Origin of the sequence: Hyphomonas sp., assembly GCF_013823385.1 — a bacterium.
Lineage (GTDB): Bacteria > Pseudomonadota > Alphaproteobacteria > Caulobacterales > Hyphomonadaceae > Hyphomonas.
Window position 1 is genome coordinate 157,045 of sequence record NZ_PNMA01000001.1, and the last position, 24,345, is coordinate 181,389.

21 protein-coding genes and 1 tRNA gene are annotated in these 24,345 nt (G+C 64.1%); 16 read left to right on the plus strand and 6 right to left on the minus strand.

Annotation, left to right across the window (positions count from 1 at the left end):
* Positions 1–2: 2 nt before the first annotated feature.
* The gene (gene hflX / locus C0456_RS00790; protein ID WP_291047412.1) at positions 3–1,331 is read left to right on the plus strand and encodes a GTPase HflX; all 1,329 of its coding nucleotides are present in this window, start codon (positions 3–5) and stop codon (positions 1,329–1,331) included.
* A 200-nt stretch (positions 1,332–1,531) separates the two neighbouring features.
* On the opposite strand, the gene mazG is transcribed toward hflX, so the two are convergent.
* The gene (gene mazG / locus C0456_RS00795; RefSeq protein ID WP_291047414.1) at positions 1,532–2,359 is read right to left on the minus strand and encodes a nucleoside triphosphate pyrophosphohydrolase; all 828 of its coding nucleotides are present in this window, start codon (positions 2,357–2,359) and stop codon (positions 1,532–1,534) included.
* 155 nt (positions 2,360–2,514) lie between these two features.
* Here mazG and C0456_RS00800 point away from each other — a divergent pair, with 155 nt between their 5' ends.
* The 12 genes from C0456_RS00800 (at position 2,515) to maiA (ending at position 13,888) form a co-directional block, all read left to right on the plus strand.
* A complete protein-coding gene (locus tag C0456_RS00800) occupies positions 2,515–3,387 on the plus strand; it encodes a 2-dehydro-3-deoxygalactonokinase (RefSeq protein ID WP_291047416.1) in 873 nt (290 codons plus the stop codon).
* Between the two features lie 36 nt (positions 3,388–3,423).
* Positions 3,424–4,302, plus strand: a complete 879-nt coding sequence (locus C0456_RS00805; protein ID WP_291047417.1) for an SMP-30/gluconolactonase/LRE family protein — start codon at positions 3,424–3,426, stop codon at positions 4,300–4,302.
* 142 nt (positions 4,303–4,444) lie between these two features.
* A complete protein-coding gene (gene secE / locus C0456_RS00810; protein ID WP_291047419.1) occupies positions 4,445–4,663 on the plus strand; it encodes a preprotein translocase subunit SecE in 219 nt (72 codons plus the stop codon).
* 44 nt (positions 4,664–4,707) lie between these two features.
* Complete coding sequence (nusG, locus tag C0456_RS00815; protein WP_291047420.1) at positions 4,708–5,250, plus strand: transcription termination/antitermination protein NusG; 543 nt, start codon at positions 4,708–4,710, stop codon at positions 5,248–5,250.
* A gap of 84 nt (positions 5,251–5,334) precedes the next feature.
* Positions 5,335–5,411 (plus strand) — tRNA-His (locus tag C0456_RS00820).
* Positions 5,412–6,046: 635 nt separating this feature from the next.
* Positions 6,047–7,204: an outer membrane beta-barrel protein gene (locus C0456_RS00825; RefSeq protein WP_291047421.1), complete on the plus strand. Its 1,158-nt coding sequence runs from the start codon at positions 6,047–6,049 to the stop codon at positions 7,202–7,204.
* A 112-nt stretch (positions 7,205–7,316) separates the two neighbouring features.
* The gene (locus tag C0456_RS00830) at positions 7,317–8,576 is read left to right on the plus strand and encodes a hydrolase (RefSeq protein WP_291047422.1); all 1,260 of its coding nucleotides are present in this window, start codon (positions 7,317–7,319) and stop codon (positions 8,574–8,576) included.
* A gap of 2 nt (positions 8,577–8,578) precedes the next feature.
* Complete coding sequence (locus tag C0456_RS00835; RefSeq protein WP_291047423.1) at positions 8,579–9,619, plus strand: arginine N-succinyltransferase; 1,041 nt, start codon at positions 8,579–8,581, stop codon at positions 9,617–9,619.
* Complete coding sequence (gene astD, locus C0456_RS00840) at positions 9,619–11,073, plus strand: succinylglutamate-semialdehyde dehydrogenase (protein ID WP_291047425.1); 1,455 nt, start codon at positions 9,619–9,621, stop codon at positions 11,071–11,073. The genes C0456_RS00835 and astD overlap by 1 nt, the downstream gene beginning before the upstream one ends.
* Positions 11,074–11,088: 15 nt before the next feature.
* On the plus strand, positions 11,089–11,922 hold the full coding sequence (locus tag C0456_RS00845; RefSeq protein ID WP_291047427.1) for a class I SAM-dependent methyltransferase: 834 nt from the start codon (positions 11,089–11,091) through the stop codon (positions 11,920–11,922).
* On the plus strand, positions 11,919–13,241 hold the full coding sequence (locus C0456_RS00850; protein ID WP_291047428.1) for an N-succinylarginine dihydrolase: 1,323 nt from the start codon (positions 11,919–11,921) through the stop codon (positions 13,239–13,241). The genes C0456_RS00845 and C0456_RS00850 overlap by 4 nt, the downstream gene beginning before the upstream one ends.
* Positions 13,238–13,888 (plus strand): maleylacetoacetate isomerase, encoded by a 651-nt coding sequence (gene maiA, locus C0456_RS00855; protein ID WP_291047429.1) that lies wholly within the window; start codon positions 13,238–13,240, stop codon positions 13,886–13,888. Before C0456_RS00850 ends, maiA begins: the two co-directional genes overlap by 4 nt.
* 14 nt (positions 13,889–13,902) lie before the next feature.
* Here maiA and C0456_RS00860 read toward each other — a convergent pair whose 3' ends face one another.
* The 3 genes from C0456_RS00860 to C0456_RS00870 are packed head-to-tail and all read right to left on the minus strand — an operon-like array spanning position 13,903 to position 16,020.
* On the minus strand, positions 13,903–14,631 hold the full coding sequence (locus C0456_RS00860; protein ID WP_291047431.1) for a hypothetical protein: 729 nt from the start codon (positions 14,629–14,631) through the stop codon (positions 13,903–13,905).
* 14 nt (positions 14,632–14,645) lie between these two features.
* Positions 14,646–15,017 carry a DUF6285 domain-containing protein gene (locus C0456_RS00865; protein ID WP_291047432.1) on the minus strand — a complete coding sequence of 124 codons (372 nt, stop codon included), beginning with the start codon at positions 15,015–15,017 and terminating at the stop codon, positions 14,646–14,648.
* Complete coding sequence (locus tag C0456_RS00870; protein ID WP_291047680.1) at positions 15,010–16,020, minus strand: phosphotransferase family protein; 1,011 nt, start codon at positions 16,018–16,020, stop codon at positions 15,010–15,012. The genes C0456_RS00865 and C0456_RS00870 overlap by 8 nt, the downstream gene beginning before the upstream one ends.
* Positions 16,021–16,098: 78 nt before the next feature.
* Here C0456_RS00870 and C0456_RS00875 point away from each other — a divergent pair, with 78 nt between their 5' ends.
* On the plus strand, positions 16,099–16,794 hold the full coding sequence (locus C0456_RS00875) for a DUF502 domain-containing protein (protein WP_291047433.1): 696 nt from the start codon (positions 16,099–16,101) through the stop codon (positions 16,792–16,794).
* Between the two features lie 7 nt (positions 16,795–16,801).
* Here C0456_RS00875 and recG read toward each other — a convergent pair whose 3' ends face one another.
* On the minus strand, positions 16,802–18,880 hold the full coding sequence (gene recG, locus C0456_RS00880; protein ID WP_291047435.1) for an ATP-dependent DNA helicase RecG: 2,079 nt from the start codon (positions 18,878–18,880) through the stop codon (positions 16,802–16,804).
* 215 nt (positions 18,881–19,095) lie between these two features.
* On the opposite strand from recG, the gene C0456_RS00885 reads away from it, so the two are divergent.
* Together C0456_RS00885 and mfd are read left to right on the plus strand one after the other, a co-directional pair.
* The gene (locus C0456_RS00885) at positions 19,096–19,359 is read left to right on the plus strand and encodes a succinate dehydrogenase assembly factor 2 (RefSeq protein WP_291047436.1); all 264 of its coding nucleotides are present in this window, start codon (positions 19,096–19,098) and stop codon (positions 19,357–19,359) included.
* A gap of 33 nt (positions 19,360–19,392) precedes the next feature.
* Positions 19,393–22,953, plus strand: a complete 3,561-nt coding sequence (gene mfd, locus C0456_RS00890; RefSeq protein WP_291047438.1) for a transcription-repair coupling factor — start codon at positions 19,393–19,395, stop codon at positions 22,951–22,953.
* Between the two features lie 121 nt (positions 22,954–23,074).
* Here mfd and C0456_RS00895 read toward each other — a convergent pair whose 3' ends face one another.
* Positions 23,075–24,340 (minus strand): hypothetical protein, encoded by a 1,266-nt coding sequence (locus C0456_RS00895; RefSeq protein ID WP_291047439.1) that lies wholly within the window; start codon positions 24,338–24,340, stop codon positions 23,075–23,077.
* Positions 24,341–24,345 lie beyond the last annotated feature (5 nt).

A 24,345-nucleotide genomic window follows, 5' to 3' on the forward strand; every position in this document is an offset into this window, starting at 1 on the left:
GTTTGACCGAAAAACTGATTGACCGCCTCCCGGCGCCGGAAATTGCCGGCGTCGTGATCCCGTGGTTCACACCGAGAGACCGGCCGGGTCCGGACCGTTTGTCCGAAACCGCCGGTCTCGTCGAAGCCCTTGGCTGTGAGCTGGGCTTCATCCGCCCCGATCATGTCCGGGAAGTGAATTCGTCCTTCCTGCTGTCGGGCGGCCTGCTTGACCGTATGGCAAATGACATTGCCGAAACGGGCGCCACCCTCGCCGTCATCGACGCCTCGCTGACGCCGGTCCAGCAGCGCAACCTTGAAAAACGCCTCGGCGTGAAGGTGATCGACCGGACGGGTCTGATCCTCGAAATCTTTGGCCTGCGCGCGCGCACCAAAGAGGGCCGCCTGCAGGTGGAACTCGCGCGCCTCCTCTATGAGCGCTCGCGCCTCGTGCGCACCTGGACCCACCTTGAACGCCAGCGCGGCGGCGGCGGCTTCCTCTCCGGCCCTGGCGAAAGCCAGCTGGAGGCAGACCGCCGGATGCTGGACGACAGGATTGTCCGCCTGCGGCGCGATCTGGATGATGTGAAGCGCACGCGCGAAGTGCAGAGGGCAGGCCGCCGGCGCTCCGGCAAGCCCGTCATTGCGCTCGTCGGCTACACCAACTCCGGCAAGTCCACCCTGTTCAACCGGCTCACCGGATCAGACGTGTTCGCCAAGGATATGCCCTTTGCCACGCTCGACCCCACCATCCGCCGGCTCGACTTGCCAACGCTGGGCGAAGCGGCGCTTATCGATACCGTCGGCTTCATCACCGACCTGCCAACCCATTTGATCGACAGCTTCCAGGCAACGCTGGAAGAGTCGCTGCAGGCGGACCTGCTGGTCCATGTCCGCGACCGCGCCAGCGCCTCGGATATGGAGCAGGCGGAAGATGTTGCGCTGGTATTGGAACGGCTGGAAACAGAATCCGGCCTGCCCCTGCCGCCGATGATCGAAGCCTGGAACAAGATGGACGCCCTCTCGCCGGAGCGGGCAGAGTCCCTGCGCGCGCTGGCAGCGATGACGGACGAGCCGCCGGCCGCGGCTGTTTCGGCGCTGACGGGCGAAGGCATCGACACGCTGCTGGCCCTGATCGAAAAATCACTCCTCCGGGGGCGGACAGAAATCCGCCTCACCCTCAGCCCCGCCGACGGCAAGGCCCGCGCCTGGCTGCACCAGCATGGCGAAGTGATCTCCGAAACCCAGCTCGACGATGGCGGCACGGAAGTTTCTGTCCGTGTTTCCTCTGAACGCCTCGGCCAGTTCCGCGCAGAATTTCCGGAACTAGCGGCGGGTGTGGTGCTGGGGTGATCCTAGCTCCGCTCATCCCCGCGAAGGCGGGGATCTCGTGAGGCCCATCTCTTTCATTTCGTCACACTCGACGGGCGCAGGCCCGTCAGAGTGCCCATCTCCAAACATCACGGGATACGCTTCGGGGAGGCGGCGGGAGCTGGGCGCTCAGATGGCCTGCGGCCATCGAGCGTGACGAGTAAAACAGGTGGCGAACTTGCTCACCCCCGCTCGGCCTTCTTCACGCCCTGCCAGTAAGCCTCCTGCTCATCGAGGCTCAGCGACGCAAAGTCCACGCGCGCCTCTGCGGCGGCTGCCTCCATGGCGCGGAAGCGGCGCTCGAACTTGGCGTTCGCCCGGCGCAGGGCCTGTTCGGGGTCAACGGACAGCCGCCGCGCCAGGTTGGCCGCCACAAACAAGAGGTCGCCGATCTCGTCCTCGATGGCATCTGCGTCGCCGCTGGCCATCGCGTCTTTCACTTCGGCCGTCTCTTCCTCCAGCTTGTCGAAGATGTGCGCCGCTTCGGTCCAGTCAAAGCCTGTCCGCGCGGCCCGCTTCTGCAGCTTCTCGGCGCGCAGCAGCGCGGGCAGGGACAGGGCGACGCCCGCCAGCGCGCTGGTGTCTTCCGCCTTCTTGCCTTTCGCGGCCCGTTCGGCAGCCTTCACCTCTTCCCAGGCCACCGTCTGGCCTTCCGCGTCCCGCCCATCGGCGGCGACGAAGACATGCGGGTGGCGGCGAATCATCTTGTCATTGATGGCGGCGATCACATCGGCGAGCGCGAAGGCGCCGGCCTCCTCGGCCATCCGGCTGTGGAAGATCACCTGAAACAGCAGGTCGCCCAGCTCCTCCCGCAGGTCGCTCATATCGCCGCGCTCGATGGCATCGGCCACCTCATAGGCTTCCTCGATCGTATAGGGCGCAATGGTGGCGAAGGTCTGTTCCAGATCCCAGGGGCAGCCGGTTTCCGGCGTGCGCAGCCGGGCCATGATGTCCACCAGCTTCAGAAGGGCCTCTGCCGCGCCGGCGGGTCTGGACTCGTTTGACGACATGGGCGCTGCTCCGCAGGGGTTGGTTCCCCCCGTGTTTAGGCCGCTGCCGCGCGCCAGCAAGTGCAATAGGGCATCTTGCGGCTTGCGCCGAAGCATTCGCTGGCCCACACCGGAGGGGAAATGTCAGATGCGTCGGTCATCGGAAAGCAGTTGAGATGAAAGACAGCCTCGCGCTGATTGGCCTGGACTGGACAGGCTCCCGGCTCTCTGCCTGGGCGTATGATGCCGGAGGGGAGATCCTCTCCTCGGCGGTGATGCATGAGCCCGAGCGAATCGCCCCGTCCGAATATCTCGCCCGCATCCGCTTCCATGTCAGCGAGTGGCTGGGGGCATGGCCGGAGGTGCCGGTCATCGTGTCCGGGGATGTGGGTATCCTGTCCCAATCTGTCACCAACCTGTCCATTCCTGTCCCGTTGATGTCCATGCCGGGCCATCTGATGGCGCGCGATGGCATCTGGATTGTGCCGTGGATACGCCAGCTCTCGCCGCCCGACATCTCCTGCGGCTCCGAGACGATTCTTGCCGGTCTGGGGGAAGATCACGCCGCCGTCTGCATCGTCGGGCGCCACACCCGCCATTATGATCTGGAACATGGCCGCATCCTCGGCCTCTCCACCGAAATCACCTCCGAGCTGCGAGACCTGCTGCTCACGGCCGGCGCCCTGGCTCTGAAGGATGGCCCGGCCCAGATCTTCGATCCCCGCGTGTTCCGCGAATGGGTCGAGCGGGCCCTCGATACCGACGACGCGCCGCCGGTCTTCTCCGTCGAGGCGGCCATCTTCACCGGCCAGCTGGATCCCGCCTGCAAGGCCGCCGCGATCGCCGGCCTGCTGATCGGCGCTGATGTGGCCGCCCATTACGATCCCGGCGATGAAGTGCTGCTGGTGGCCGATGGGCCCCTGCGCGAAGCCTACGGCCTCGCCCTCGATGCCCTGGGCGCTGATGTTGATGAAATTTCCGCCAGTGAGGCGCTGCGGGAGGGCTTGTTTGAACTCGCCGATCTTGCGGGCCTTCTCGGCGAGGATTAATTCGCCCTTTCCATCCATTGCGACGGTCTCTCCGCCATGATCCTCTCCCCCGAATGCGTTGCGCCAACCGGCTGTATGCAGGGCGAGGCGCCGCTGTGGAGCCCTTCTGAGGGCTTCCTCTGGTGGGTCGATATCCGCCGGGCAAAACTCCACCGCTACAATCCCAAGACCGGCAATACCCGGCGGTATGATCTGCCGGTGAAGGCCAGCAGCCTGGCGCTGTATGGCGGCCATCTGCTGATGGCAGCAGACCGGGAGATCGGGTTTTTCGATCCCGCCAATGAAGCCTATGAGCGCCTCTGCGCCCTGCCGGAGGAGCCCCCGACCAATCGCACGAGCGATGGCGGCGTCGCGCCCGACGGCTCCTTCTGGTTCGGCACCATGGACGAGGCCGAGCGCGACCCGAGCGGGGTCTATTACCGCTATGGTCCCGACAAGACGGTGACGCCGCTGCGCCTGCCCTCGGTACTGGTCACCAAGACGATGCAGTTCTCGCCCGATGGGCGCACCTTCTACACCTGCGACAGCGCCGAGGCGGAAATCCTCGCCTTCGATGTGAACCCTGAAACGGGCGTGCTTTCCGGGCGGCGGACCTTTGCGTTTACGCATGAGCTGGGCGGTCTGCCCTACGGGTCGACCGTCGACAGCGAGGGTGGCCTTTGGGTCTGCCTGCACGGCGCCTCCCGCGTTGTCCGGTTCGCGCCGGATGGGGCCCTGGACAAGGTCATCATCCTTGCCGCGCCGCTGCCCACCGGCTGCGCCATCGGGGGGCAGGACATGCGTACCCTTTTCATCACCACCGCCCGAACCGGGCTCAGCTTCCCGCAGCTTGACGCCCGCCCGCTCTCCGGCAGCCTGTTTGCCGTGGAAGTGGATGTACCCGGCCTGCCGCCACGGGCTTTCGGCAAGCTTTAGGGCAGGGCGGGGCTTGTTTCGGAGGCCAACTCAACGCACATCTGCAGCGGGTTGGCACTCCTGAAGCGGAGTTCCATGCATATTTGCCGTGGACGCGGGCGCCCAAAAGGGCTAATCGCCCGCCTTTCAAGTGAGTGGTGACATGGCCGTTAAGGACCAGAAGGAAAAGAAGAAGCGGGTTGGACCGATTACATTCCTGCGCCAGGTGCGTGCGGAAGGTAACAAGGTGACATGGACCTCGCGCCAGGAGACCATCCAGGCGACGATTTTCGTGCTGATCATGTCGATCCTGATCGCGATATTCCTTTTCCTGACCGATACAGTCATAACCCTGTTCGTGAATTTCGTACGCGGCGCCTGACGGCTGCCGTGACGCTAACAGACCTTCCGGAGCGCGTTCGCCCCATGCCTGATGCCAAGTGGTACATTGTCCACGCCTATTCCAACTTCGAAAAGAAGGTGGCCGCCACGATTCGCGAACAGGCGGAGCGCAAGGGCCTTCTGCACCTGATCGAAGAGATCGAAGTGCCGACCGAAGAGGTCGTCGAGGTCGCGCGCGGCAAGAAGAAGACGGTCGAGAAGCGTTTCTTCCCCGGCTATGTGCTGATGAAGGCGCAGCTGACCGACGATATCTACCACCTCGTCAAGGACACGCCGAAAGTTTCCGGCTTCCTCGGCGCCGAAGGGGGCAAGAAGCCGCTGCCGGTCCGCCAGAAGGAAGTTGACCGCATTCTCGGCAAGTCGACCGATACGGCGGCCGAGCGTCCGCGTCCGAAGGTCAGCTTCGAGATCGGTGAGCAGGTTCAGGTCAATGACGGGCCGTTCCAGGGCTTCGAAGGCGCTGTCGAGGAAATCGACGAGGCGCATGGCCGCCTGAAAGTCACCGTTTCGATCTTCGGCCGGGGCACCCCGGTTGATCTTGAGTTCGACCAGGTTGTGAAGATTTGATCATTTTTCGGCAGAGCAGGGGCTTCGGCACGCTGCTCGCCGCTTGAAACCCTTTTCCGGTAGCTGTATGTCGCCGGAACAGATGCCGCCTTAGCTCAGTTGGTTAGAGCGCTGGTTTGTGGAACCAGAGGTCCTCCGTTCAAGCCGGAGAGGCGGTACCATTTCCCCCTCATCACCGTTGAACCCATTTACCCCTTCGCGGCAGCCAGATGCTCTGGCTGGCGCCGTGCTGCAGGTAACTGGCTGAGAAAGCCGGATTTCTCCCTATGGTTGCGGGAATGGGTTGGGGTTCCAGGCGGCGATGCGCGGTCCCCCCTCGACCCTGTTTCTGGCCAGGGCGCGCGCTGACCCTCCAGCGTGCAGGATGGCCGTGTGGTCCCTGAAAGAGCCGCTGCCATTCGGGGAACTGAAGGTCGAACTCAGCCGTTAAGCAACTGCCATGCTGATTCGGCGGAGAATCTGCTTTGGGCATCGAATCCGGCCTCTTTGCAACGAGGCTGTGGAATTCGGCCGGAAAATCAAAAAAAGTGTCTCCGGGCTGGAACCAAAGCCCGGATCGCTGCGTTTGTGAATTGTCGTTCAGCGCACGTTAATAATGCGTCGTTTGACGGCTATGGGGACCTGTTGCAAAAGGGTCTCGGTAGGCGATAATTTCCACCGCATTCGGGGGTATTGGGACTAAAAATGCTCGCGGACGGCGGAAAAAACGTTTAACACCAAAGCATGCGGTTGATACCCGCTATGAACCTGCGGCCGAGGACAATCCCGTCATTCGGCACACAAAAGGGGATTGAGTATGAAGAAAACTCTGTTGTGCGCGACTGCCGCGGCCGCTTTCGCGACTGCTGGCGCCACGGCGCACGCCGAAGACGGCTGGTATTCGCGCGCGGATATCCAGTATTCCTTCGACGGCACCGTTGATCACGATCCGACGGCAGCCTTTAACGGTTCGATTGTCGATAATTCGTCGGTTTCCGAAAATCTCGGCCTGAGCCTCGGTCTCGGCTATGGCTTCGCCAATGGTCTGCGCCTTGAGGGCGTGCTCGGCCAACGTGGTGGCGATCTTGATGTCCCGAACGGCATCAATGGCACGCTTCCTGGCTCGTCGACCGCGCCTGCCGGCTATGCCAGCGTCACGGACCTGATGGTCAATGGCCTTTACGACTTCAACAAAGGTGGCACGGTCCAGCCTTACATCGGTCTCGGTGTTGGTGGTGCTCGCTTGAACGCAAAAGCGTCCAACCGCACGCTTCCGGCTGGCGCCGCTGCAAACGGCTTCTCCGACAAAGCTTCCGGCATTGCCTATCAGGGCCTTCTGGGCGTCGGCTTCAAGCTGTCTGAGCGTCTCACCATGGACGTCGGCTACAAGTATTTCACGGTTGAAGACCTCAACTTTGATGGCAAAGCAGGCACCGCCGGTTCCTATGACGTAGACTACCAGGATCACACTGCGACCCTGGGCGTGCGTTATTCGTTCGCTGCGCCGCCGGCACCGCCTCCGCCGCCGCCCCCGCCTCCGCCGCCTCCTCCGCCGCCGCCCCCGCCGCCTCCTCCGCCGCCTCCGCCGGAAGAGACCGCCCCGCCGATGGCCCAGCAGTGCTCTGCACTCAGCCAGGAGTTCGTGGTGTACTTCGAGTGGGATCGTTCGGATCTGACGAGCCAGGCTTCGGCAGTTATCGATCAGGCTGTGGCCAACATTCGTTCGGTTGAAGGCTGCTCCGCTGGTTCGGTGACCATCATTGGTCACACCGACACTTCGGGCGCTGCTGACTACAACCAGCGTCTGTCGGTTCGCCGCGCTGACGTGGTTGCCTCCGCTCTGACCCAGCGCGGCATTGCCAGCACGCTGATCTCGAAAGACGGTAAAGGTGAAACCGCGCTCGCCAAAGCAACGCTTGACGGTGTTCGCGAGCCGCTGAACCGCCGCTCGGAAGTCACGATCATCGTTCAGTAACGGCGATTGATTTCTCTAAGGAAACGGCCCGGCGAAAGCTGGGCCGTTTTTTTGTTTTCGCGGGGGAAGGGCAGAGGCTTGCCGCGTGCCTTCAGCTGTGAAACCAAGGGCCATGACCCAACTCAGCTCTCTTTCCCGCGAAGATGAGGCCGCGCGTGAGCGCCTCGCTGCGGCCGCCCCGGACATGATTGCGCGGACCCGCGCCTGGTCCTCGATAAACACGGGCAGTTACAATATTGCCGGCCTGAAGATGCTGGCGCCCAAGCTTGCAGATGCCTTCTCGGCGCTTGAGGCCGATGTGCGCCTGGTGGAGGGGCCGGGCTTTGACACGGTCGGCGCCGACGGACGGGTGGTGCAGATGCATACCGGGCCTATCGTCAAGGTAAGCTCGCGGCCCGCCGCCCCGATCCAGGTCGTCCTGTCCGGCCATTATGATACGGTCTTCCCGCCGGGGACGTTCGAGACGATTCGAGACCTGGACAATGGCCGGATCAATGGCCCCGGCATGGCAGACATGAAAGGCGGGCTGAGCCTCATGCTCGAAGCCCTCAGGACCTTCGAAAGTGGTCCGCTCAAGGATCGTCTCGGCTATCAGATCGTGATCACGCCGGATGAGGAGATCGGAAACTTTGCCTCGTCAGCCGCGCTGACGGAGGCTGCCCGTTCCGGCGCGCATATCGGTATGACATATGAGCCGGCCATGGAAACAGGCGCTATGTCCGGGGGCCGCAAGGGGTCTGCTGTATTTGACATCGTGCTGCATGGCCGGGCGGCGCATGCCGGCCGCGCCAAGGAAGAGGGGCGCAGCGCCATTGAAGCGGCGGCGGAACTGGTTCTCGGCCTTGAAGCGCTGAATGGCCAGCGCGACGGGGTGACTTTCAATGTCGGCGCCATCGAGGGCGGCAGCCCGGTCAATATCGTGCCGGATCTTGCCGTTGTCCGCTTTGGCGCCCGCGCGCCCGATGCTGAGGCGTCGGCCTGGGCCACCCGGGAGGTTGAGCGCCTGTTTGCGCGTGCCTCGGCGCGCGATGGTATTCACGGCCATCTGCATGGCGGTTTCTATCGCCCGCCCAAGCCGCGCAACGCCGCGCAGCAGGCCCTGTTCGACGCCGTCCATGCCACCGGCCAGGCAATCGGTCTCGAGCTTGAGTTTGTTGACACGGGCGGTGTCTGCGAAGGCAACAACATCTTTGCGGCGGGTGTTCCCAACGTTGATACGCTGGGTGTGCGCGGGGGGCGGATTCACTCCGATGAGGAATTCGTCATTGTCGAGAGCTTTGCCGAGCGGGCAACGCTCTCGGCGCTTATCCTGAACAGGCTGGCAGATGGGCGGATGGACGCAAAGCGCATCAAGGAATTGATGGGGCGCTGAGCATGAGCATTGAATATGTGATGCGGCCCTCGCGGCTCGACGATCTCGGGGCTTTGATGGAGCTGGCTGAATTGTCCGGCCCCGGATTTACAAGCCTTCCGGTGGATGAGCCGATCCTGATGGAGCGGCTCGAGAAATCCGAGCAGGCATTTCATAGCCGCCAGAAAAATATTCAGTACGGAAAGTATCTGATGATGATGGAGCATCTGCCGACCGGGAAGGTCGTCGGGTGCTCTGCGGTGAAGGCCGGAACGGGCATTGATCAGCCCTTTTTCAATTATCGCATCATCACGCTGGCGCAGGCGAGCCATGCCGCAGGCAACCTCCGCTTCGATATGGACGCGCTGGTGCTGACGAACGAATATGTCGGCTATACCGAGGTTGGCACACTGTTCCTGAAGCCGGACCATCGGGGCGGCGGCGCCGGGCGCCTTGCGGCGCAATCGCGGTATCTTCTGATGGCGGCCGCGCCGGAGCGTTTCAGCGACAGGGTGCTGGCAGAGCTGCGCGGCGTTGTGGACGACACGGGCGAGTCGCCTTTCTGGGAATGTCTCGGGCGGCATTTCTTCCGCATGGATTTTGCCGAGGCAGACCGGCTTTCGGCGACTACGGACAATCAGTTCATTGTCGATCTGATGCCGCGCTATCCGGTGTATGTGGACCTCCTTCCGCCGGAGGCACGCGAAGTCATCGGGCGTTGCCATTCGGAAGGGGTCGGCGCCTACAAGCTTCTCCAATGGGAAGGCTTCGAGTTTGACCGGACTGTGGACATCTTCGATGGCGGCCCATTGGTGGCCGCGCAGCGGCGCCATATCCGCACAATTCAGGAAAGCCGCGTGGTTACAGTGGAAGCCGGCGAAGTCGAGGGTGATCCGGATGCGCGCCAGGGGCTGCTCTGCAGCAACAGGCTGCCCGATTTCCGCGTTTCGCTCGGCAAGTTCATTCGCCGGGGCGAAAACAATCTGGTTGTTTCATCAGACATTCTGGAAGCGTTGCATCTGAAACCCGGTATGCCCGCGCGCTTCTGGGTACGGAGCAAGTAATGAAAGACGGCGTATATATCGACGGCAAGTGGCGCCCCGGAAACGGCGCCGCATTCGCCAAGCATTGCCCGGCGACCGGCGAATTCAGCTGGGAGGGGCACTCGGCCGATGCCGGTGAAGTGGCCGCCGCCGTCGCCTCCGCCCGGGCGGCCTTTTCCGGCTGGGCCAGGACGCCTGTTCAGGATCGTATCGCCATCATGGAGCGGTATGCCGAAGAGATCGGCAAGCGTGCCGCCGGCATCGCCGAAGCGATCAGCCGCGATATGGGCAAGGCTCTCTGGGATTCTCAGGCCGAAGCGGCCACCATGAAAGCCAAGATCGGGGTTTCCGTGGCGGCTCTGAAAGAGCGCGCAGGCGACCGGGATGAACCTGCGGCTTTTGGTCAATCCCGCCTGACGCATCGTCCTCATGGCGTAATGGCCGTATTCGGACCATTCAATTTTCCCGGACATCTGCCCAACGGGCATATCGTGCCGGCGCTGCTGGCGGGCAACACCTGCGTTTTCAAGCCATCTGAACTGGCGCCTTCGGTGGCAGAGATCATGGCAGATGCCTTTGCCGCCGCCGGGCTGCCGGACGGCTGCATAAACATCGTCCACGGAGGACGCGACACCGGCGCGGCCCTGATCAACCAGCCGATCAATGGTCTGCTGTTCACCGGATCAGCGGCAACGGGCGTCTTCTTCCACAAGCATTTTGCCGGCCGGCCGGATGTGATCCTGGCGCTGGAAATGGGCGGCAACAATCCCCTGATCATATGGGAGCCTGCAGATGTTGACGCGGCCGCAGACATTGCTGCGCAGTCTGCCTATCTCACGACCGGGCAGCGCTGTTCCTGCGCGCGCCGCCTGGTCCTCCCGGAAGGCGCCTTTGGCGATGCCGTGATCGATGCCATCGCCGCCCGCGCCAGGGGCATCCGCATCGGCGCATGGAATGAGCCGGGCATATTCATGGGCCCGCTGGTGTCTCCCAAAGCTGCGGGGCAGGCGGCGGAATTCTATCAGATGCTCCTGTCGAAAGGCGGCAAGCCCATACTGCCGCTGGAGGCGGGCCCGCAGGGAACGGGTTTCGTTTCTCCGGGCATTGTGGATGTGACGGATGCTGAAGGTATTCCGGATGAGGAGCTTTTCGGGCCGTTGATCCAGATAAGCCGCGTGGCGAATTTCGATGACGCCATTCTGCGCGCCAATGCAACCAAATATGGCCTTTCCGGCGGCCTGGTCAGCGATGACGATACTCTGTGGCAGCGGGCCTATGGCGAGATGCGCGCGGGCGTCCTCAACAGAAACCGGCCGACGGCTGGGGCGAGCGGCGCCATGCCGTTCGGCGGGCCAGGACTGTCGGGAAATTTCCGTCCGGGGGCGTATTATGCCGCCGACTATTGCGCCTGGCCACAGGCCAGCCAACTTGCCCCAAAAGCGGCCCGGATGACGGCGCCAGGCTTTCCCTCCTGAGAGGAGACAGGAACAATGGATAACACCTCGCAGATTGAATACTGGAATGGCCCCGCGGGCCGGAAATGGGTGCGCGACGCAGACAGAATGGATGTGATGCTGTCGCCCTTCGTTGAGGCAATTCTTTCGCCGGTTCTTCCCGGGCCTGGGCAGGCCGTCATCGATGTGGGCTGCGGCGCCGGGGCGCTTTCGCTGAATGTGGCGGCCAGCGCCGTAAATGTTTCGGTGACCGGCGTTGATGTTTCCGCGCCGCTCATCGAGCTGGCAAAGCAGAGGTCGGCCGCTGTGGGGGCGGGGATCGAGTTTGTGGTGGCCGATGCCTCTGTGTGGCGCCCGGCGCAGCCTGTCGATCTGGTCATCTCGCGTTTCGGGGTGATGTTCTTTGCCGATCCGGTGGCCGCGTTTGCCAATATCCGCGCTGGCATGAAGCCCAAGGGACGCCTGCGGTTTGCCTGCTGGCGGCCCCTGCCGGAAAACACCTGGGCTCTGGCGCCCCTGCAGGCCGCGATGCCCCTTCTCAAGACGCCCCCCGCGCCGCCCCAGCCGGGAACCCCCGGCCCGTTCGCTTTTGGGGATGCTGATTATGTAAGCCGTATACTGAGAGACAGCGGCTGGGCAGATATCTCAATCACGCCCTGGGATGGGGATCTGATGCTGCCCGGCGCCTCGGCCGAGGATACGGCAGAATTCATGCTCGACATGGGGCCGCTCTCGCGGGCCATTGCCGAGCAGGGCATTGATCCGGATGTTGTGAAGGGCGCCGTCGTGGCCCGGCTCAAGGAGCTTGCCGGAGAGGATGGCCGTACACGGCTGAAAGCTGCGGCCTGGATTGTCGAGGCTGAGGCATGACCCTCGCGGCAGAAGTCAACTTCGACGGCCTGATCGGGCCGAGCCATAATTATGGCGGCCTGTCGGACGGAAACCTCGCCAGTTCCCGCAATGCAGGGGATGTTTCAAACCCGCGCGAAGCTGCCATTCAGGGGCTTGAAAAGATGCGCTACCTTGTTCGGGCTGGTCTCGTGCAAGGCGTTCTGCCGCCCTTGCCGCGCCCGAATTTTGATCTTCTGGTCTCGGCGGGGTTCTCCGGTTCGGATGCCGATATCATCGAAGCGGCAGGAAAGATGGCGCCGCGCCTTCTGAAGGCCGCCTATTCGGCAAGCAGCATGTGGACAGCGAATGCCGCGACCGTGTCGCCCTCGGCAGACACCGCAGATGGCCTGCTGCATTTCACGCCCGCAAACCTCTCCACCATGCTCCACCGCAGCCTCGAACATCCCGACACGACGACGACGTTGATCTCGATCTTTTCCGGGGATCGCAGATTTGCCGTTCATGGCGCTCTGCCGTCCCATTCGGATTTCTCCGATGAAGGGGCAGCAAACCATGTCCGTCTGTGTGCAGAGCATGGCGCGCCTGGTGTGGGGCTCTTCGTTTATGGGCGAGAAGCTGGCGAGATGGTTGCCGGCTTCCCGGCTCGTCAGACGCTGTTGGCCGCTCAGTCCATCGCGCGGTCGCATGGGCTGGGGGAGGGGCGAACTGTGTTCGCGCGGCAGGCAAAACGCGCGATTGAGGCAGGCGCCTTCCACAATGACGTCGTCTGCGTCGGCGCGCTCGACACCCTGTTTTTCCATGAGGCGGCGTTCGAAGATGCGCGCGGTACACTTGAGGCGCTCCGCCGCGCGGGCGATGGCCTGTTCGAGTTGAAGCCCGTCATGGTTCCGGAGGCGGACGTTCCGCTGGAAGACGCGATCCGGTCTTACCTCTTCAATTCCCAGCTGCTGCAGTTCCCCGGTGAAGACCGGCTCGTGCTTGTTGCGCCGCTGGAAGCGCAGGAGACGGCATCCACCCGCCGCTTCTGCGAGCAGATGGTGGCTGGCAACGGCCCGATTGGCAGGGTCGAGTTTGTTGATGTACGCCAGTCGATGCGCAATGGGGGCGGCCCCGCCTGCCTGCGCCTGCGTGTCGTGATGACGGAGGACGAACTCGCCGAATGCCATTCGGGCGTGCTTCTCGATGATGAGTTGATTGACGAGCTTCAGGGCGTCATCCGCAAGACTTACCGGGATCGTCTCTCCCCCGCCGATCTCGCTGATCCGGCCTTCGCGGATGAATGCCGGATTGCCCGGGAGGAATTGCTCCGCGTGCTGGAACTGGAGGACATTGCGTGATCCGTCTTTATGATTACTGGCGCTCCTCGGCCGCTTACCGTGTGCGCATTGCGCTCAATCTGAAGGGCGCAGCCTATGATCTTGTGCCGATCAACATTCTCGGCGGCGTGGATCAGCAGCTTACGGATGAATATCGCAGCGTGAACCCGCAGATGCGGGTGCCGTCCCTCGAGGTGGATGGCCGGGTGGCCGGGCAATCGATGGCGATCATCGAATGGATTGACGAGGCGCTGGAAGGCCCGGCGCTTCTGCCGAAAGATCCGTGGACGCGGCTGCAGGCGCGGGCTTTTGCCGATGTCATCGCCTGCGACATCCACCCGCTCAACAATCTCAGCCCGCTGGCCTATCTGCGCAAGGAATTCGGCGCCGATGAGGCGGCCATTGCGCGCTGGTATGGCGAATGGATCGTCCGGGGGTTCAAGGCGCTGGAAGAAATGGCGCAGGCGTCTGAAGGCAGGGACTTCCTCTTCGGCGACGCGCCGGGCATCGCCGAGATCGCGCTGATCCCGCAGATGGCCAATGCCCGCCGGTTCAAGGTGGCGCTGGACGCGTTCCCTCGGCTGCTGGCGGTTGATGCGGCCTGCCGGGGGCTGGAGCCGTTCGTGCTGGCCGCGCCGGAAAACCAGCCTGCGGCCAAGCCTGCCTGAATAATCTGGCCTGCCTAGTCTGTCTGGCCGGGGCGGCGGATGTCGATGATTTCGACTTCCTCCAGATCGCCCAGCGGCTCGGCCAGTTTCGGCGCGCTTCCGTCCAGCCAGTCGGCAAAGCCGTCGATCACAGGGCCGCCGATCGGGCCTTCCCCCGCGACGGCCCACTCGCCATCGGTCCGCTTGATCTCCACGGGGGCGGCGCACACTTCGCCTGCGCCAAACCGGTCTGAACAGACGCTGGCGGGGTTCACGCCGGGCGCAAACGCGGTTTCCTGGCCATCCAGCAGCAGCACGCCGCCAAAGCGCGCGCGCACCATCGGATCAGCATTGATGACCGGCACCGTGCTGGCGGGCAGGGGCTGGTTGCTGGCAATCACAAAGGCGCGGCCGTTATTGTTTATCTCGAGGTATTCCTGAAGCGCGGCAGCCGCGTCCTCGGCAAAGTTCGGCCCGCGCAGCTTCGGCGCGTAGACCGGGCCGATGATGTCCAGCGCCTCGGCGATGTCCTCCGGAGCGCGGCGGGTATGGGTTGTCAGCTGGATCACATCTATCGCCCAGCCTGTTTCCCAGACAGCGGGCGGCTGTTCGGCGGGTTTCACGTCCCAGCTTTCCGCCTGTGAATAGTCGTAAGGGTCAAGGTGAACCGGTTCCGGCTCCGGGGCCGACAGCAGCATCCACGCCGCCACGCCGCCTGCCGCGAGCAAGAGCGCGCCACCACCGATCAGAACAAACTTATTCATCGCAACCTCGCAGTTTAGCGGGCTGCGGTACGAAGTCCCGAATAGCCCGGCTGGTCCACAGACAATTGGTCAATTGTGGTCGATTTTAGGTGGGTCAACAGGCCCGGCGTGCCGAGGTCAACCCGCTTCGTGCGGATTTCCTCACAGAGCTTGCGGTTCAGCTTGCCGACATCTGCCTCATCCGACTTCAAAAGCGCTTGCAGGCGATCCCGCTCGCGCGCTTCGGCGGCCGGCCGTTGCTCCATTTCGCGCAGCACGGTGGCGAGCGCATTGGAGGCCACCCGCGCATGGAAAGCGGCATGTCCCTGCAGCTGGACCATGGCGGTCTTGTCCAGAAAGGATTTGACCGCCTCGATCAGTTCCTTGGCGGAGGGGGCGTCATGCATGGCGTCCAAGGCCCTCGAACAGGTTGATGAGATCAATTTCGTTTTCAGACACGCGCCTGCCGATGGCTGCGCGCTCGACGCTGGGGTCCGCGCCGGTCTTGAAGGCGCCGTACATGGTCATGCACATGACGCCCCATTTGAGGCTGCCCATGATTTCCCACCAGTCGATGTCGGCGGGGCGATAGCGGGCGCCGCCGGCGGCGGCATAGGCATCGAGCAGCTCATCCAGCTGGCCAAAGCCGCCGACGCGGTTTTCGGTCTGGCCAAAGCGCCAGGAATTGACGCAGAGCCAGGCGATGTCTTCGCGCGGGTCGCCGATATGGGCGAGTTCCCAGTCAAGCACGGCGGCGAGGCCGTTTTCATCCACGATGAGGTTCCCGAGGCGGAAATCCCCATGCACCAGAACCGGATCAGCCGGTTCGGGCTCATTATCCTTCAGCCAGGCGAAGGCGAGCTCAAATACAGGCCGGGGCAGGTCAAACTCGCGATAGACGGCCTCATACTTGTCGATCTGGTTTCGCCCGAGGCTCGTTGGCAAGTTGGGAAGGCCGCTCAGCGGCACCGAATGGATGCGCGCCAGCGCTTCGCCGCATTGCTGGGTCAGCCGCGTGCGCGCTGTTTCAAACTCTGCATCCCGCAGGATCTTCCGGCCCAGCGTTTCGCCCGCCACGCGCTTCATCACGAAGGCTTCGCCGAGGACAGAGCCGGGCGGCGATACATGCCGCACGCCGGGCACGCGGACACCGGCCTTGTCTGTGGCGTCCAGCAGCGCGGCTTCGATGGCCAGCGTAATGGCCTCAGAGCTGCGGGCGGCTGCCGTGCCGCCCGGCGCGCGGCGCAGAATCAGCGGCTCGCTTTTCTCGCCAGCTTCCACTTCAAAGGCCCAGGTTTCCTGGCTGGCGCCTCCCGATAGCCGGCGCAGGCCGGCAATCGCAGCGGCTGCGCCATAATGCGCTACGGCCCAATCACTCAGGCCCTTTTCTATGTCGGTCACGGTTCCCATCTTCGCCACAATTACGCGGAAGAAGGGGCGCGCCAAGCGGTAACCCTGAGGAAAGCCGCAGCGTCACAGGGGCAGAAGATGTCAGAGAATGAGAAGCGCGAGTTCGGCATCGTGGTGGTGAACGTGCCGCCCAAGCCTGGCCCACTGGCCTGGCTGCGTGCCCGCTTCGTGGCCGGGATGCTGATTGCCCTGCCGATGGTGGCCACCTTCGCCATTCTCGATTTCTTCATCAGGATGATCGACAGCTGGGTCGTTCCGATCCTGCCGGCAGGTCTGCGGCCCGAAACCTATCTCAATTACGCCGTGCCAGGGTTCGGCCTGATCATCCTGCTGATCTTCCTGACGCTTCTGGGCGCAATCGCCACAAACTTCCTGGGCAAATACGTGGTCGATACCACCGACAGGGTAATGGCGCGCGTGCCCTTCGTGCGGTCCATCTATTCGGTGTTCAAGCAGATCCGGGATGTGTTCCAGACGAATGCCAGCGGCCAGTTCCGCGAAGTGGTGATGATCGAATATCCCAAGGAAGGCGCCTGGTGCATCGGCTTTGTGGCAGGGAAAGTCCGGGGTGAACTGGAGGCGAAGCTGGGGTCCGAGTATATCGGCGTCTTCGTGCCCACCACGCCAAACCCGACGGGCGGGTTCCTGATCTATCTGCCGGAATCGAAAGTCATCCGGCTGGATATGACGCTGGAAGAAGGGGCCAAGGCGATCATCTCGAATGGCCTGGTCTTGCCCGACTGGCCGGCGCCCGGCACGAGCCCGGCGAAGTAAGCCCGCTTCACGAGCCGCTTTCCGGCCCCTGCGCCACTTTCGGCGTCAGCAATTCCCGCGCGATGCGCAGGGCTTGCCAGCGCTCGCCCTTCCGGCCTGGATCACCCGCCAGCACCGCCTCTGCATCCTTGCGGGCAATCTCCAGAAGGTCGCTGTGCCGGGCGAGGTCGATCACGCGGTAATCGGTAGCGCCTGCCTGCCGCACGCCGAGAATGTCTCCGGCGCCGCGCAGGCGGAAATCGGCTTCGGCAATCTCAAACCCGTCTTCCGTGCGCCGCAGCGTGTCGAGGCGTTCACGCGCCGTCTCCCCCAGCGGCGGGCGGTAGAGCAGGATGCAGAAGGCGGGCTTGTCACCCCGGCCGACACGTCCACGCAGCTGGTGGAGCTGAGCAAGGCCGAAGCCCTCGGCGCGCTCAATCACCATGATCGTCGCCTCGGGCACATCCACGCCCACCTCGATCACGGTCGTGGCCACCAGAATGCGGGTTTTGCCGGTGCGGAAATCTTCCAGTGCGGCGTCCTTTTCGGCGGGTTTCATCCGGCCATGGACGAGGCCCGCCTGGACCTTCAGCTCATCTTCCAGCGCCGCATGCCGCGCCACGGCTGAGGAATCATCGTCGTCCACATCCACGCGCGGGCAGACCCAGAAGGCGCGCTCGCCCCGCTTCAGCGCCCGGCCGATGGCCTCGATCACGTCTTCCAGGCGCGTATCGGGCACCGCGCGGGTTTCCACGGGTTTGCGGCCCGGTGGCTTCTCGTCGAGGATCGACACATCGAGATCGCCATGGACGGCCTGTGCCAGCGTGCGCGGGATGGGCGTGGCGCTCATCACCAGCATGTGCGGGCTTTCAGCCTTGCCGGCGAGTTTCATCCGGTCCGACACGCCGAAGCGGTGCTGCTCGTCCACGATGATGAGGCCGAGATTGCGGAAGCTGACTGCTTCCTGAAACAGCGCATGGGTGCCTGCCGCGATCTGGATCGAGCCGTCGGCGAGGCCCATCAGGGTCGCTTCGCGCGCGGCGCCCCGGTCCCGGCCTGACAGGGCGGCGACCGTGTAGCCGAGCGGTGAGAGCAGGGTGTCGAGCGTGTCAAATTGCTGGCGCGCCAGCACTTCGGTCGGCGCCATGAACACCGATTGGAAGCCTGCGGCGGCGGCCTCTACAGCGGCAAAGGCGGCCACCAGCGTCTTGCCGGAGCCCACATCGCCCTGCAGCAGGCGGCGCATGGGATAGCCGCGGGCCATGTCGGAGCTGATGTCGGCGGCCGCGCGCATCTGGGCGCCGGTGGGCCGGTAGGGCAGCGCGTCGATCAGGCGGTTCACGGCGCTGGGCGGGGCCTTGATGATCGGGGCAGGCCGCAGGCGGCGGGCGGCCTGGGCCAGGGCGAAAGCGGATTCGCGCGCCAGGGCCTCATCATAGGCGAGCCGTTCCCGCGCCAGGGCGAAGCGGTCTTCATCATAGGCAGGCGGATCATGCAGCCAGACGAGGGCTTCGCGGAAGGCGGGCCAGCCCTTCTGGGCCACCAGATGCTTGTCTGCCCACTCCGGCAGGTCTGCCGGAACGTGTTGCAGCGCCTGCAGGATCAGCGTGTGAACGCGGCGATTGGTGAGGCCGGCGGTGAGCGGGTAGATCGGCTCGACGACGGGCGGGGTCTCGCCCTTGGCCGGGTCTATCACAAAGTCCGGATGGGTGATCTGGCGCTCGCCGCGATACTCCTCGACCTTGCCGGAAACGATGCGCATGGCGCCGGCGGGGAACTGGGATTTGATCCAGCGCGGATCGGCGCGAAAGAAGGCGAGGGTCAAAAAGCCACTGGAATCAACCAGTTGAACGCGGTGCGGGGAGCGGTCATTGAAGGGCTGATGGTAAGCGTGGACCTCGCCCTGGACGGTGGCGATTTCGCCCGCCACGGTATCAGCAAAGCTCTCCCGAACGCGCCGGTCCAGCCAGCGGTCGGGCAGGTGGAGCAGGAGATCCCAAACGGTCGTCCCGCCCACCAGCTTCTGCAGCAGGGGCGTCAGTTTGGGCCCGACGCCGGTAAGCGTCTCAAGACCGGCAAACAGCGGAAAGAGTCGCTCGTCTCGCATCGCCGCAGAGCTTACGCGGCGCCGGGCCAGCGAACAATCTGCCGCGCTTCAATTGCCTTTCGGGGGCAGCGAAACTAGGTGGATAGCCACGCGCCTCTCCCGTGGATAAGGGCGCCAAAAAACTCCAACCGTCCTCCAACGGGCGGCCAGAAAACTCCAGGAAAACTCCAACGGCGTTGGAGTTTTTCCGGGCTTGCAGAAGGACCAGAGGCTTCATGGACGACACCCGCCGCAGCAAGCTGAAATTCCGTGCCTGGAGACGCGGCTTCCGGGAGCTGGACCTGCTGATGGGCAGCTTTGCCGACGAAGCCCTGGGCGAGATGGACCAGGAGGGGCTGGATGAGTTCGAGCGCCTGCTGGACGTTCCGGACTGGGAGATCTTTGCCTGGCTGGTGGGGCAGGAGCCGGTGCCTGAGAAACACAAAGGTCCGGTGCTGGACCAGCTGATCGGCTTCCGCTACGCCCCCAGAGGTGGCTGACCCCTTCAGGCGGCCACCTAAAACGAGATCGCCATGACCCCCGCTGATGTCCTTTCATCCTCGAGCGGCCCGACCGCTTTTGCTGGCGCGCCTTTCGGCGCTGACCTGATCACGTTCTGTGAGGCATTGCAGAAGCGCGGCGGGATCGGCGTCTATGTGGCGCGCGATGACCGCCTCGCGCAGGCGGCGCGGCGGATGGCGCTGTTTGCGGCGCCAAGGCTCGAGCAGGTGGACCTGCCGGGCTGGGACGTGCTGCCCTATGACCGGATCAGCCCGACACCAGCGGTGGCGGCGCGGCGCTGCGCGGGGCTGGCGCGGATATCCCGCTATGAGAAGGCGCAGGGGCCTCTGCTGGTGATCACCACGGCAGGGTCGCTGGTGCAGCGGGCCGCGCCGGTGGAGACGCTGCGCAAGGCCTCCCTCTCGATCCGAGCGGGCGAGACGGTGAAAGCCAATGAGCTGACCGAATATCTCGCCTTCAATGGCTATATCCGCGCCGGCACGGTGCGCGAGCAGGGCGAGTATGCCGTGCGCGGCGGGATCATCGACATCTTCCCGCCGACGGCGGGGGAGCCCTTCCGGCTCGATTTCTTCGGCGATGTGCTGGAGACGATCCGCACCTTCGACACCGAGACCCAGCGCTCCACCGGCAAGGCGGAAGCTGTGACCTTCGCGCCGGTGAGCGAGATCCTCTTCAATGACAATGTGCTGGCCGCCTTCCGCGACCGGTTCCTGGAGACGTTCGGCCCGCCCTCGGGCGACCAGATGTATGAGGCGGCGCGCGCCTCGATCCGCCGGCAGGGCGTGGAATCCTGGCTGGCGCTGTTCCATCCGCGCCTTGATACGCTGTTTGACTATGTGGGCGAGGGCGCTCTCTTCGCGCTGGGCCATCTTTCCAGCGAGGCGGCGCATGAACGCCTGACGCAGGCGGCCGACTATCACGCTGCGCGCCTGGAAGCGGGCGGGGGCGATATCCGCAAGGCGCGCGTTCTGCCGCCGGGCCGGCTCTATCTGGAGGCTGATGAACTCGATGATCTGCTGGCGACCCGCGCCGTGGTGCGCTTCTCACCAGCAGAACCTTCGCCCAATACCTTCGACATGGGCGGGCGCCGGGGGCGCGACTTTGCGCCTGAACGTCTGAGGACGGACGAGAACATCTTCGAGACCGTGATTGCCCATGCCCGCGCGCTCTATGCCAGTGGCAAGCCGGTGGTGTTTGCGGCCTGGTCGACCGGCTCTGCTGACCGGCTGATCAATGTGCTGACCGATCATGGCCTGACGGGGCTGGCGCAGGTTCACACGCTGGAGGCAGCGAAGAAGACTGACTTTACGGTCGCTGAAGTGCCCATCGAGGAGGGGTTCAACCTTCCGGATCTGGCGATGATTTCCGAGGCCGATGTTCTGGGCGACCGCCTGGCCGCGCCGCGCCGCAAGCGCAAATCGGCGAGCTTCATTACGGACGCCACCTCGCTCACGCCGGGCGATCTGGTGGTTCACGTCGATCATGGCGTGGGCAGATATGTGGGCCTGAAAACGCTGGAAGTGACCGGCGCGCCGCATGACTGTCTGCAGCTGGAATATTCCGGCGGCGACATGATTTTCATCCCGGTAGAGAATATCGATCTGATCAGCCGCTATGGCTCCGAGGATGCTGAAGGCCAGCTCGACAAGCTGGGCGGGGTTGGCTGGCAGACGCGCAAGGCAAAGGCCAAGAAGCGCATTCTGGAAATGGCCGCCGAACTCATGGCCATCGCAGCGGCCCGCGAACTCAAGCGCGCCGACGCCGTGCAGGGCGGGCAGGGCCTCTATGAGGAATTTGCCGCGCGCTTCCCCTATGAGGAAACCGACGACCAGCTTTCGGCCATCGAGGACGTGCTGGCAGACCTTTCCTCCGGCAAGCCGATGGACCGGCTGGTCTGCGGCGATGTCGGCTTTGGCAAGACCGAAGTGGCGCTGCGCGCGGCCTTCGTGGCGGCGATGAATGGCAAACAGGTGGCCGTGATCGCGCCCACCACGCTGCTCGCCCGCCAGCATTTCAAGACCTTCCAGGAACGCTTTGCCGGCTGGCCGCTGAATGTCCGCCCGCTGTCGCGTTTTGTTGGCGTGCGCGAAGCCGCCGAGACGCGCGATGGCCTGGCTGAAGGTACGGTGGATGTGGTGGTGGGCACCCATGCCGTGCTGAGCAAGGACATGAAGTTCAAGCGCCTCGGCCTGATGATCGTGGACGAGGAACAGCGTTTCGGCGTGAAGCACAAGGAACGCCTGAAGGAGCTGAAATCGGACGTACACGTCCTGACGCTGTCGGCGACGCCTATTCCGCGTACGTTGCAGATGGCACTGACGGGCATCCGCGATCTCTCCATCATTGCCACCCCACCGGTGGACCGGCTCTCGGTGCGCACCTACATCACCGAGGAAGACACCGTCACGCTGCGCGAAGCGCTGCTGCGCGAGAAATATCGCGGCGGGCAGGCCTTCTATGTGGCACCGCGCATCCAGGATCTCGACAAGCTGGAGAATTTCCTGCGCACGCATGTGCCGGAAGTTTCCTTCATCGTGGCCCATGGCCAGATGGCAGCGGGCGAATTGGAAGACATCATGACCGCCTTCTATGAGGGCAAATATGATGTACTGCTGTCGACCACGATTGTCGAAAGCGGCCTCGATATTCCGCGCGCCAACACGCTGCTGATCCACCGGGCCGACATGTTCGGCCTCGCCCAGCTTTACCAGCTGCGCGGGCGCGTGGGCCGCTCCAAACTCCGTGCGTATGCGTACTTTACTACACCGAAGGACAAGGTGATCACCGAAAGCGCGGAGAAGCGCCTGAAAGTGCTGCAATCGCTGGATTCGCTGGGCGCAGGCTTCCAGCTGGCGAGCCATGACCTTGACATGCGCGGGGCGGGCAACCTGCTCGGCGATCAGCAGTCCGGCCAGGTCAAAGAGGTGGGCGTCGAGCTTTACCAGTCGATGCTGGAAGACGCGGTAAAGGCGCTGCGCGCCGGGGCGACGGACGAGGCGGATGTGGCAGACGACTGGTCGCCGCAGATCAATCTGGGCGTCGCTGTTCTGATCCCGGAAGATTATGTGGACGACCTCAATGTGCGCCTGTCGCTCTATCGGCGCCTCTCGGACATCGTGACGGCGCAGGACCGCGAAGCCTTTGCCGCTGAACTGATCGACCGGTTCGGACCGCTGCCCAATGAGACGCGCCAGCTGCTGGACGTGACGGCGATCAAGGTGTCGTGCAAGGCGCTCGGCATTTCCAAGCTGGATGCCGGGGAGAAGGGCGCCGTGTTTGCTTTCCGCCCTGACACCGTGATGGACCCGCAGAAGCTGATGCAGATTGTCCGTACACGGCCCGCGCAGATGAAGCTGCGCCCGGATTCCAAACTCGTCCATTCCGGCCTTGGCGGCACGCCGGAGCGGCGGCTTTCGGGCGCCAAGGCGTTCCTGCGCGAACTGGAAGCGGCCTGCGGCATCGTTTCGCCCGCGTCCACAGATGCGGTTGCGGCGATGCCCTCACGCCAGGCCGCCGCGCCGGAAGATAAGTGGAAGAAGCCGATGAAAAGCGGGCTGCTGAGCGAAGACTGAGCCATGGCAGGCACGGCGAACGGCTCATCCTGAGCGAAGTCGAAGGACGAGCCGGGGCTCGCACTGCATCTGGCCATCCTTCGACTTCGCTCAGGATGAGAGGCGCACTGTTTGGCTGGAGCTACGCAGCAATCCGCGTACGCACGAAGGGGCCGATGAGGGCCGTGGAGATCAGCGTCTGCGGTGTATGATAGCTGCGCCGTTCGGTGACACGCCAGCTGAGGTCTGCCGGGCTTCCGGAGCGGTCCATGGCTTCGCCGATACGTTCGGCCAAGCGCACGCCGCCGCGATAGGGGGTGGCGGGCAGGGAGATGACAAACATGCCGGGCTCTGCCAGGGCGCCGCAATCGGTGTCGCGGATCTGGCGGGCTATTACGTCTCCGGCGATCTTCTGCGCCGGAATGGATTTGGCGATTTCAGGCGGCAGCCGGAGGGTGAGAACCGACAGCGCCTCGGCCTGTTCCTGCGCGATCTGCATCTGGCGGGGCAGGTGGGCCTCGAAGAAGCCGCGCGTGAAGAGGCCAGTGGCGAGATCGGTGACCGTCAGCGCGGAAAGACCCGGCAGGGGCATCATCGGCGCGCTGGCATGCAGGCGGCGGCACAGCGCCTCCACGGTGTTGACGATTGTATCATCATCCGTTGCCGGATCAATGAGATCGGTCGCGTGGCTGAGCAGGGCGAGTTCGCGTTCGGTAAACTCAGCCTGCGGACGGCTGATGACGATCAGGGGCAGGCCGGCAAGGCCGTCTTCCTCGGAAATCCAGCGGCCCATGCCGCTGGCCTCTTCATGCGCCATGCTGAGATCGATCAGCGCGGCGGCAAAGCGTTTGCTGGTCATGTGCTGGCGCGCCGTTGGCCGGGAGAGGGCGGCGGTAATCTCCACGCCGCGTTGGCGCAGGGCGCCCTGCAGCGACAGGAAGAAAGGCGACCCATCGCCGAGATAAAGGAGCGCTGGCACCGCGTTGATATCGACCGGGGGAAGCTTTGCGCCCAGCCCTTCGGCGGTGGCGCGGCGGATGGCGGCTTCGCGCAGGCGGCTGGCGCGGCGGGCGAGCGCGGCGAGGCGGCTGCGCAGGGTGGAGATGTCCTTGTCGAGCCGCAGATGCAGGGCGCCCTCAAGCCGGGGCGCGTTCTGGCCGGACGTATTCAGCAGCACGATCTGGCGCGGGACGCTGCCGATCATTGCGGCGCGGCGCAGGCGTGCGAGCGTTTCCGGCGCGGCGCTGGCCATATCGACCAGCAGCGGATCGGCGGCGGAGAAATCTATATCGGCCGGGGCCGTGTAGGGGCGCAGGCCAGCGGCCTTCAGGCGCGATACGATCATTTCGAGGCGCGGACTGTTCGCGGCCACCTCGATGGGAGGATCGTAGAAGGAAAAATCCAGCATGCGGA

Coding starts and splice junctions, on each gene's coding strand:
- mazG (WP_291047414.1), bottom strand. CDS start 2,359: ATGTCGTCAAACGAGTCCAGACCCGCCGGCGCGGCAGAGGCCCTTCTG.
- C0456_RS00800 (WP_291047416.1), top strand. CDS start 2,515: ATGAAAGACAGCCTCGCGCTGATTGGCCTGGACTGGACAGGCTCCCGG.
- C0456_RS00805 (WP_291047417.1), top strand. CDS start 3,424: ATGATCCTCTCCCCCGAATGCGTTGCGCCAACCGGCTGTATGCAGGGC.
- secE (WP_291047419.1), top strand. CDS start 4,445: ATGGCCGTTAAGGACCAGAAGGAAAAGAAGAAGCGGGTTGGACCGATT.
- nusG (WP_291047420.1), top strand. CDS start 4,708: ATGCCTGATGCCAAGTGGTACATTGTCCACGCCTATTCCAACTTCGAA.
- C0456_RS00825 (WP_291047421.1), top strand. CDS start 6,047: ATGAAGAAAACTCTGTTGTGCGCGACTGCCGCGGCCGCTTTCGCGACT.
- C0456_RS00830 (WP_291047422.1), top strand. CDS start 7,317: ATGACCCAACTCAGCTCTCTTTCCCGCGAAGATGAGGCCGCGCGTGAG.
- C0456_RS00835 (WP_291047423.1), top strand. CDS start 8,579: ATGAGCATTGAATATGTGATGCGGCCCTCGCGGCTCGACGATCTCGGG.
- astD (WP_291047425.1), top strand. CDS start 9,619: ATGAAAGACGGCGTATATATCGACGGCAAGTGGCGCCCCGGAAACGGC.
- C0456_RS00845 (WP_291047427.1), top strand. CDS start 11,089: ATGGATAACACCTCGCAGATTGAATACTGGAATGGCCCCGCGGGCCGG.
- C0456_RS00850 (WP_291047428.1), top strand. CDS start 11,919: ATGACCCTCGCGGCAGAAGTCAACTTCGACGGCCTGATCGGGCCGAGC.
- C0456_RS00860 (WP_291047431.1), bottom strand. CDS start 14,631: ATGAATAAGTTTGTTCTGATCGGTGGTGGCGCGCTCTTGCTCGCGGCA.
- C0456_RS00865 (WP_291047432.1), bottom strand. CDS start 15,017: ATGCATGACGCCCCCTCCGCCAAGGAACTGATCGAGGCGGTCAAATCC.
- C0456_RS00870 (WP_291047680.1), bottom strand. CDS start 16,020: ATGGGAACCGTGACCGACATAGAAAAGGGCCTGAGTGATTGGGCCGTA.
- C0456_RS00875 (WP_291047433.1), top strand. CDS start 16,099: ATGTCAGAGAATGAGAAGCGCGAGTTCGGCATCGTGGTGGTGAACGTG.
- recG (WP_291047435.1), bottom strand. CDS start 18,880: ATGCGAGACGAGCGACTCTTTCCGCTGTTTGCCGGTCTTGAGACGCTT.
- C0456_RS00885 (WP_291047436.1), top strand. CDS start 19,096: ATGGACGACACCCGCCGCAGCAAGCTGAAATTCCGTGCCTGGAGACGC.
- mfd (WP_291047438.1), top strand. CDS start 19,393: ATGACCCCCGCTGATGTCCTTTCATCCTCGAGCGGCCCGACCGCTTTT.
- C0456_RS00895 (WP_291047439.1), bottom strand. CDS start 24,340: ATGCTGGATTTTTCCTTCTACGATCCTCCCATCGAGGTGGCCGCGAAC.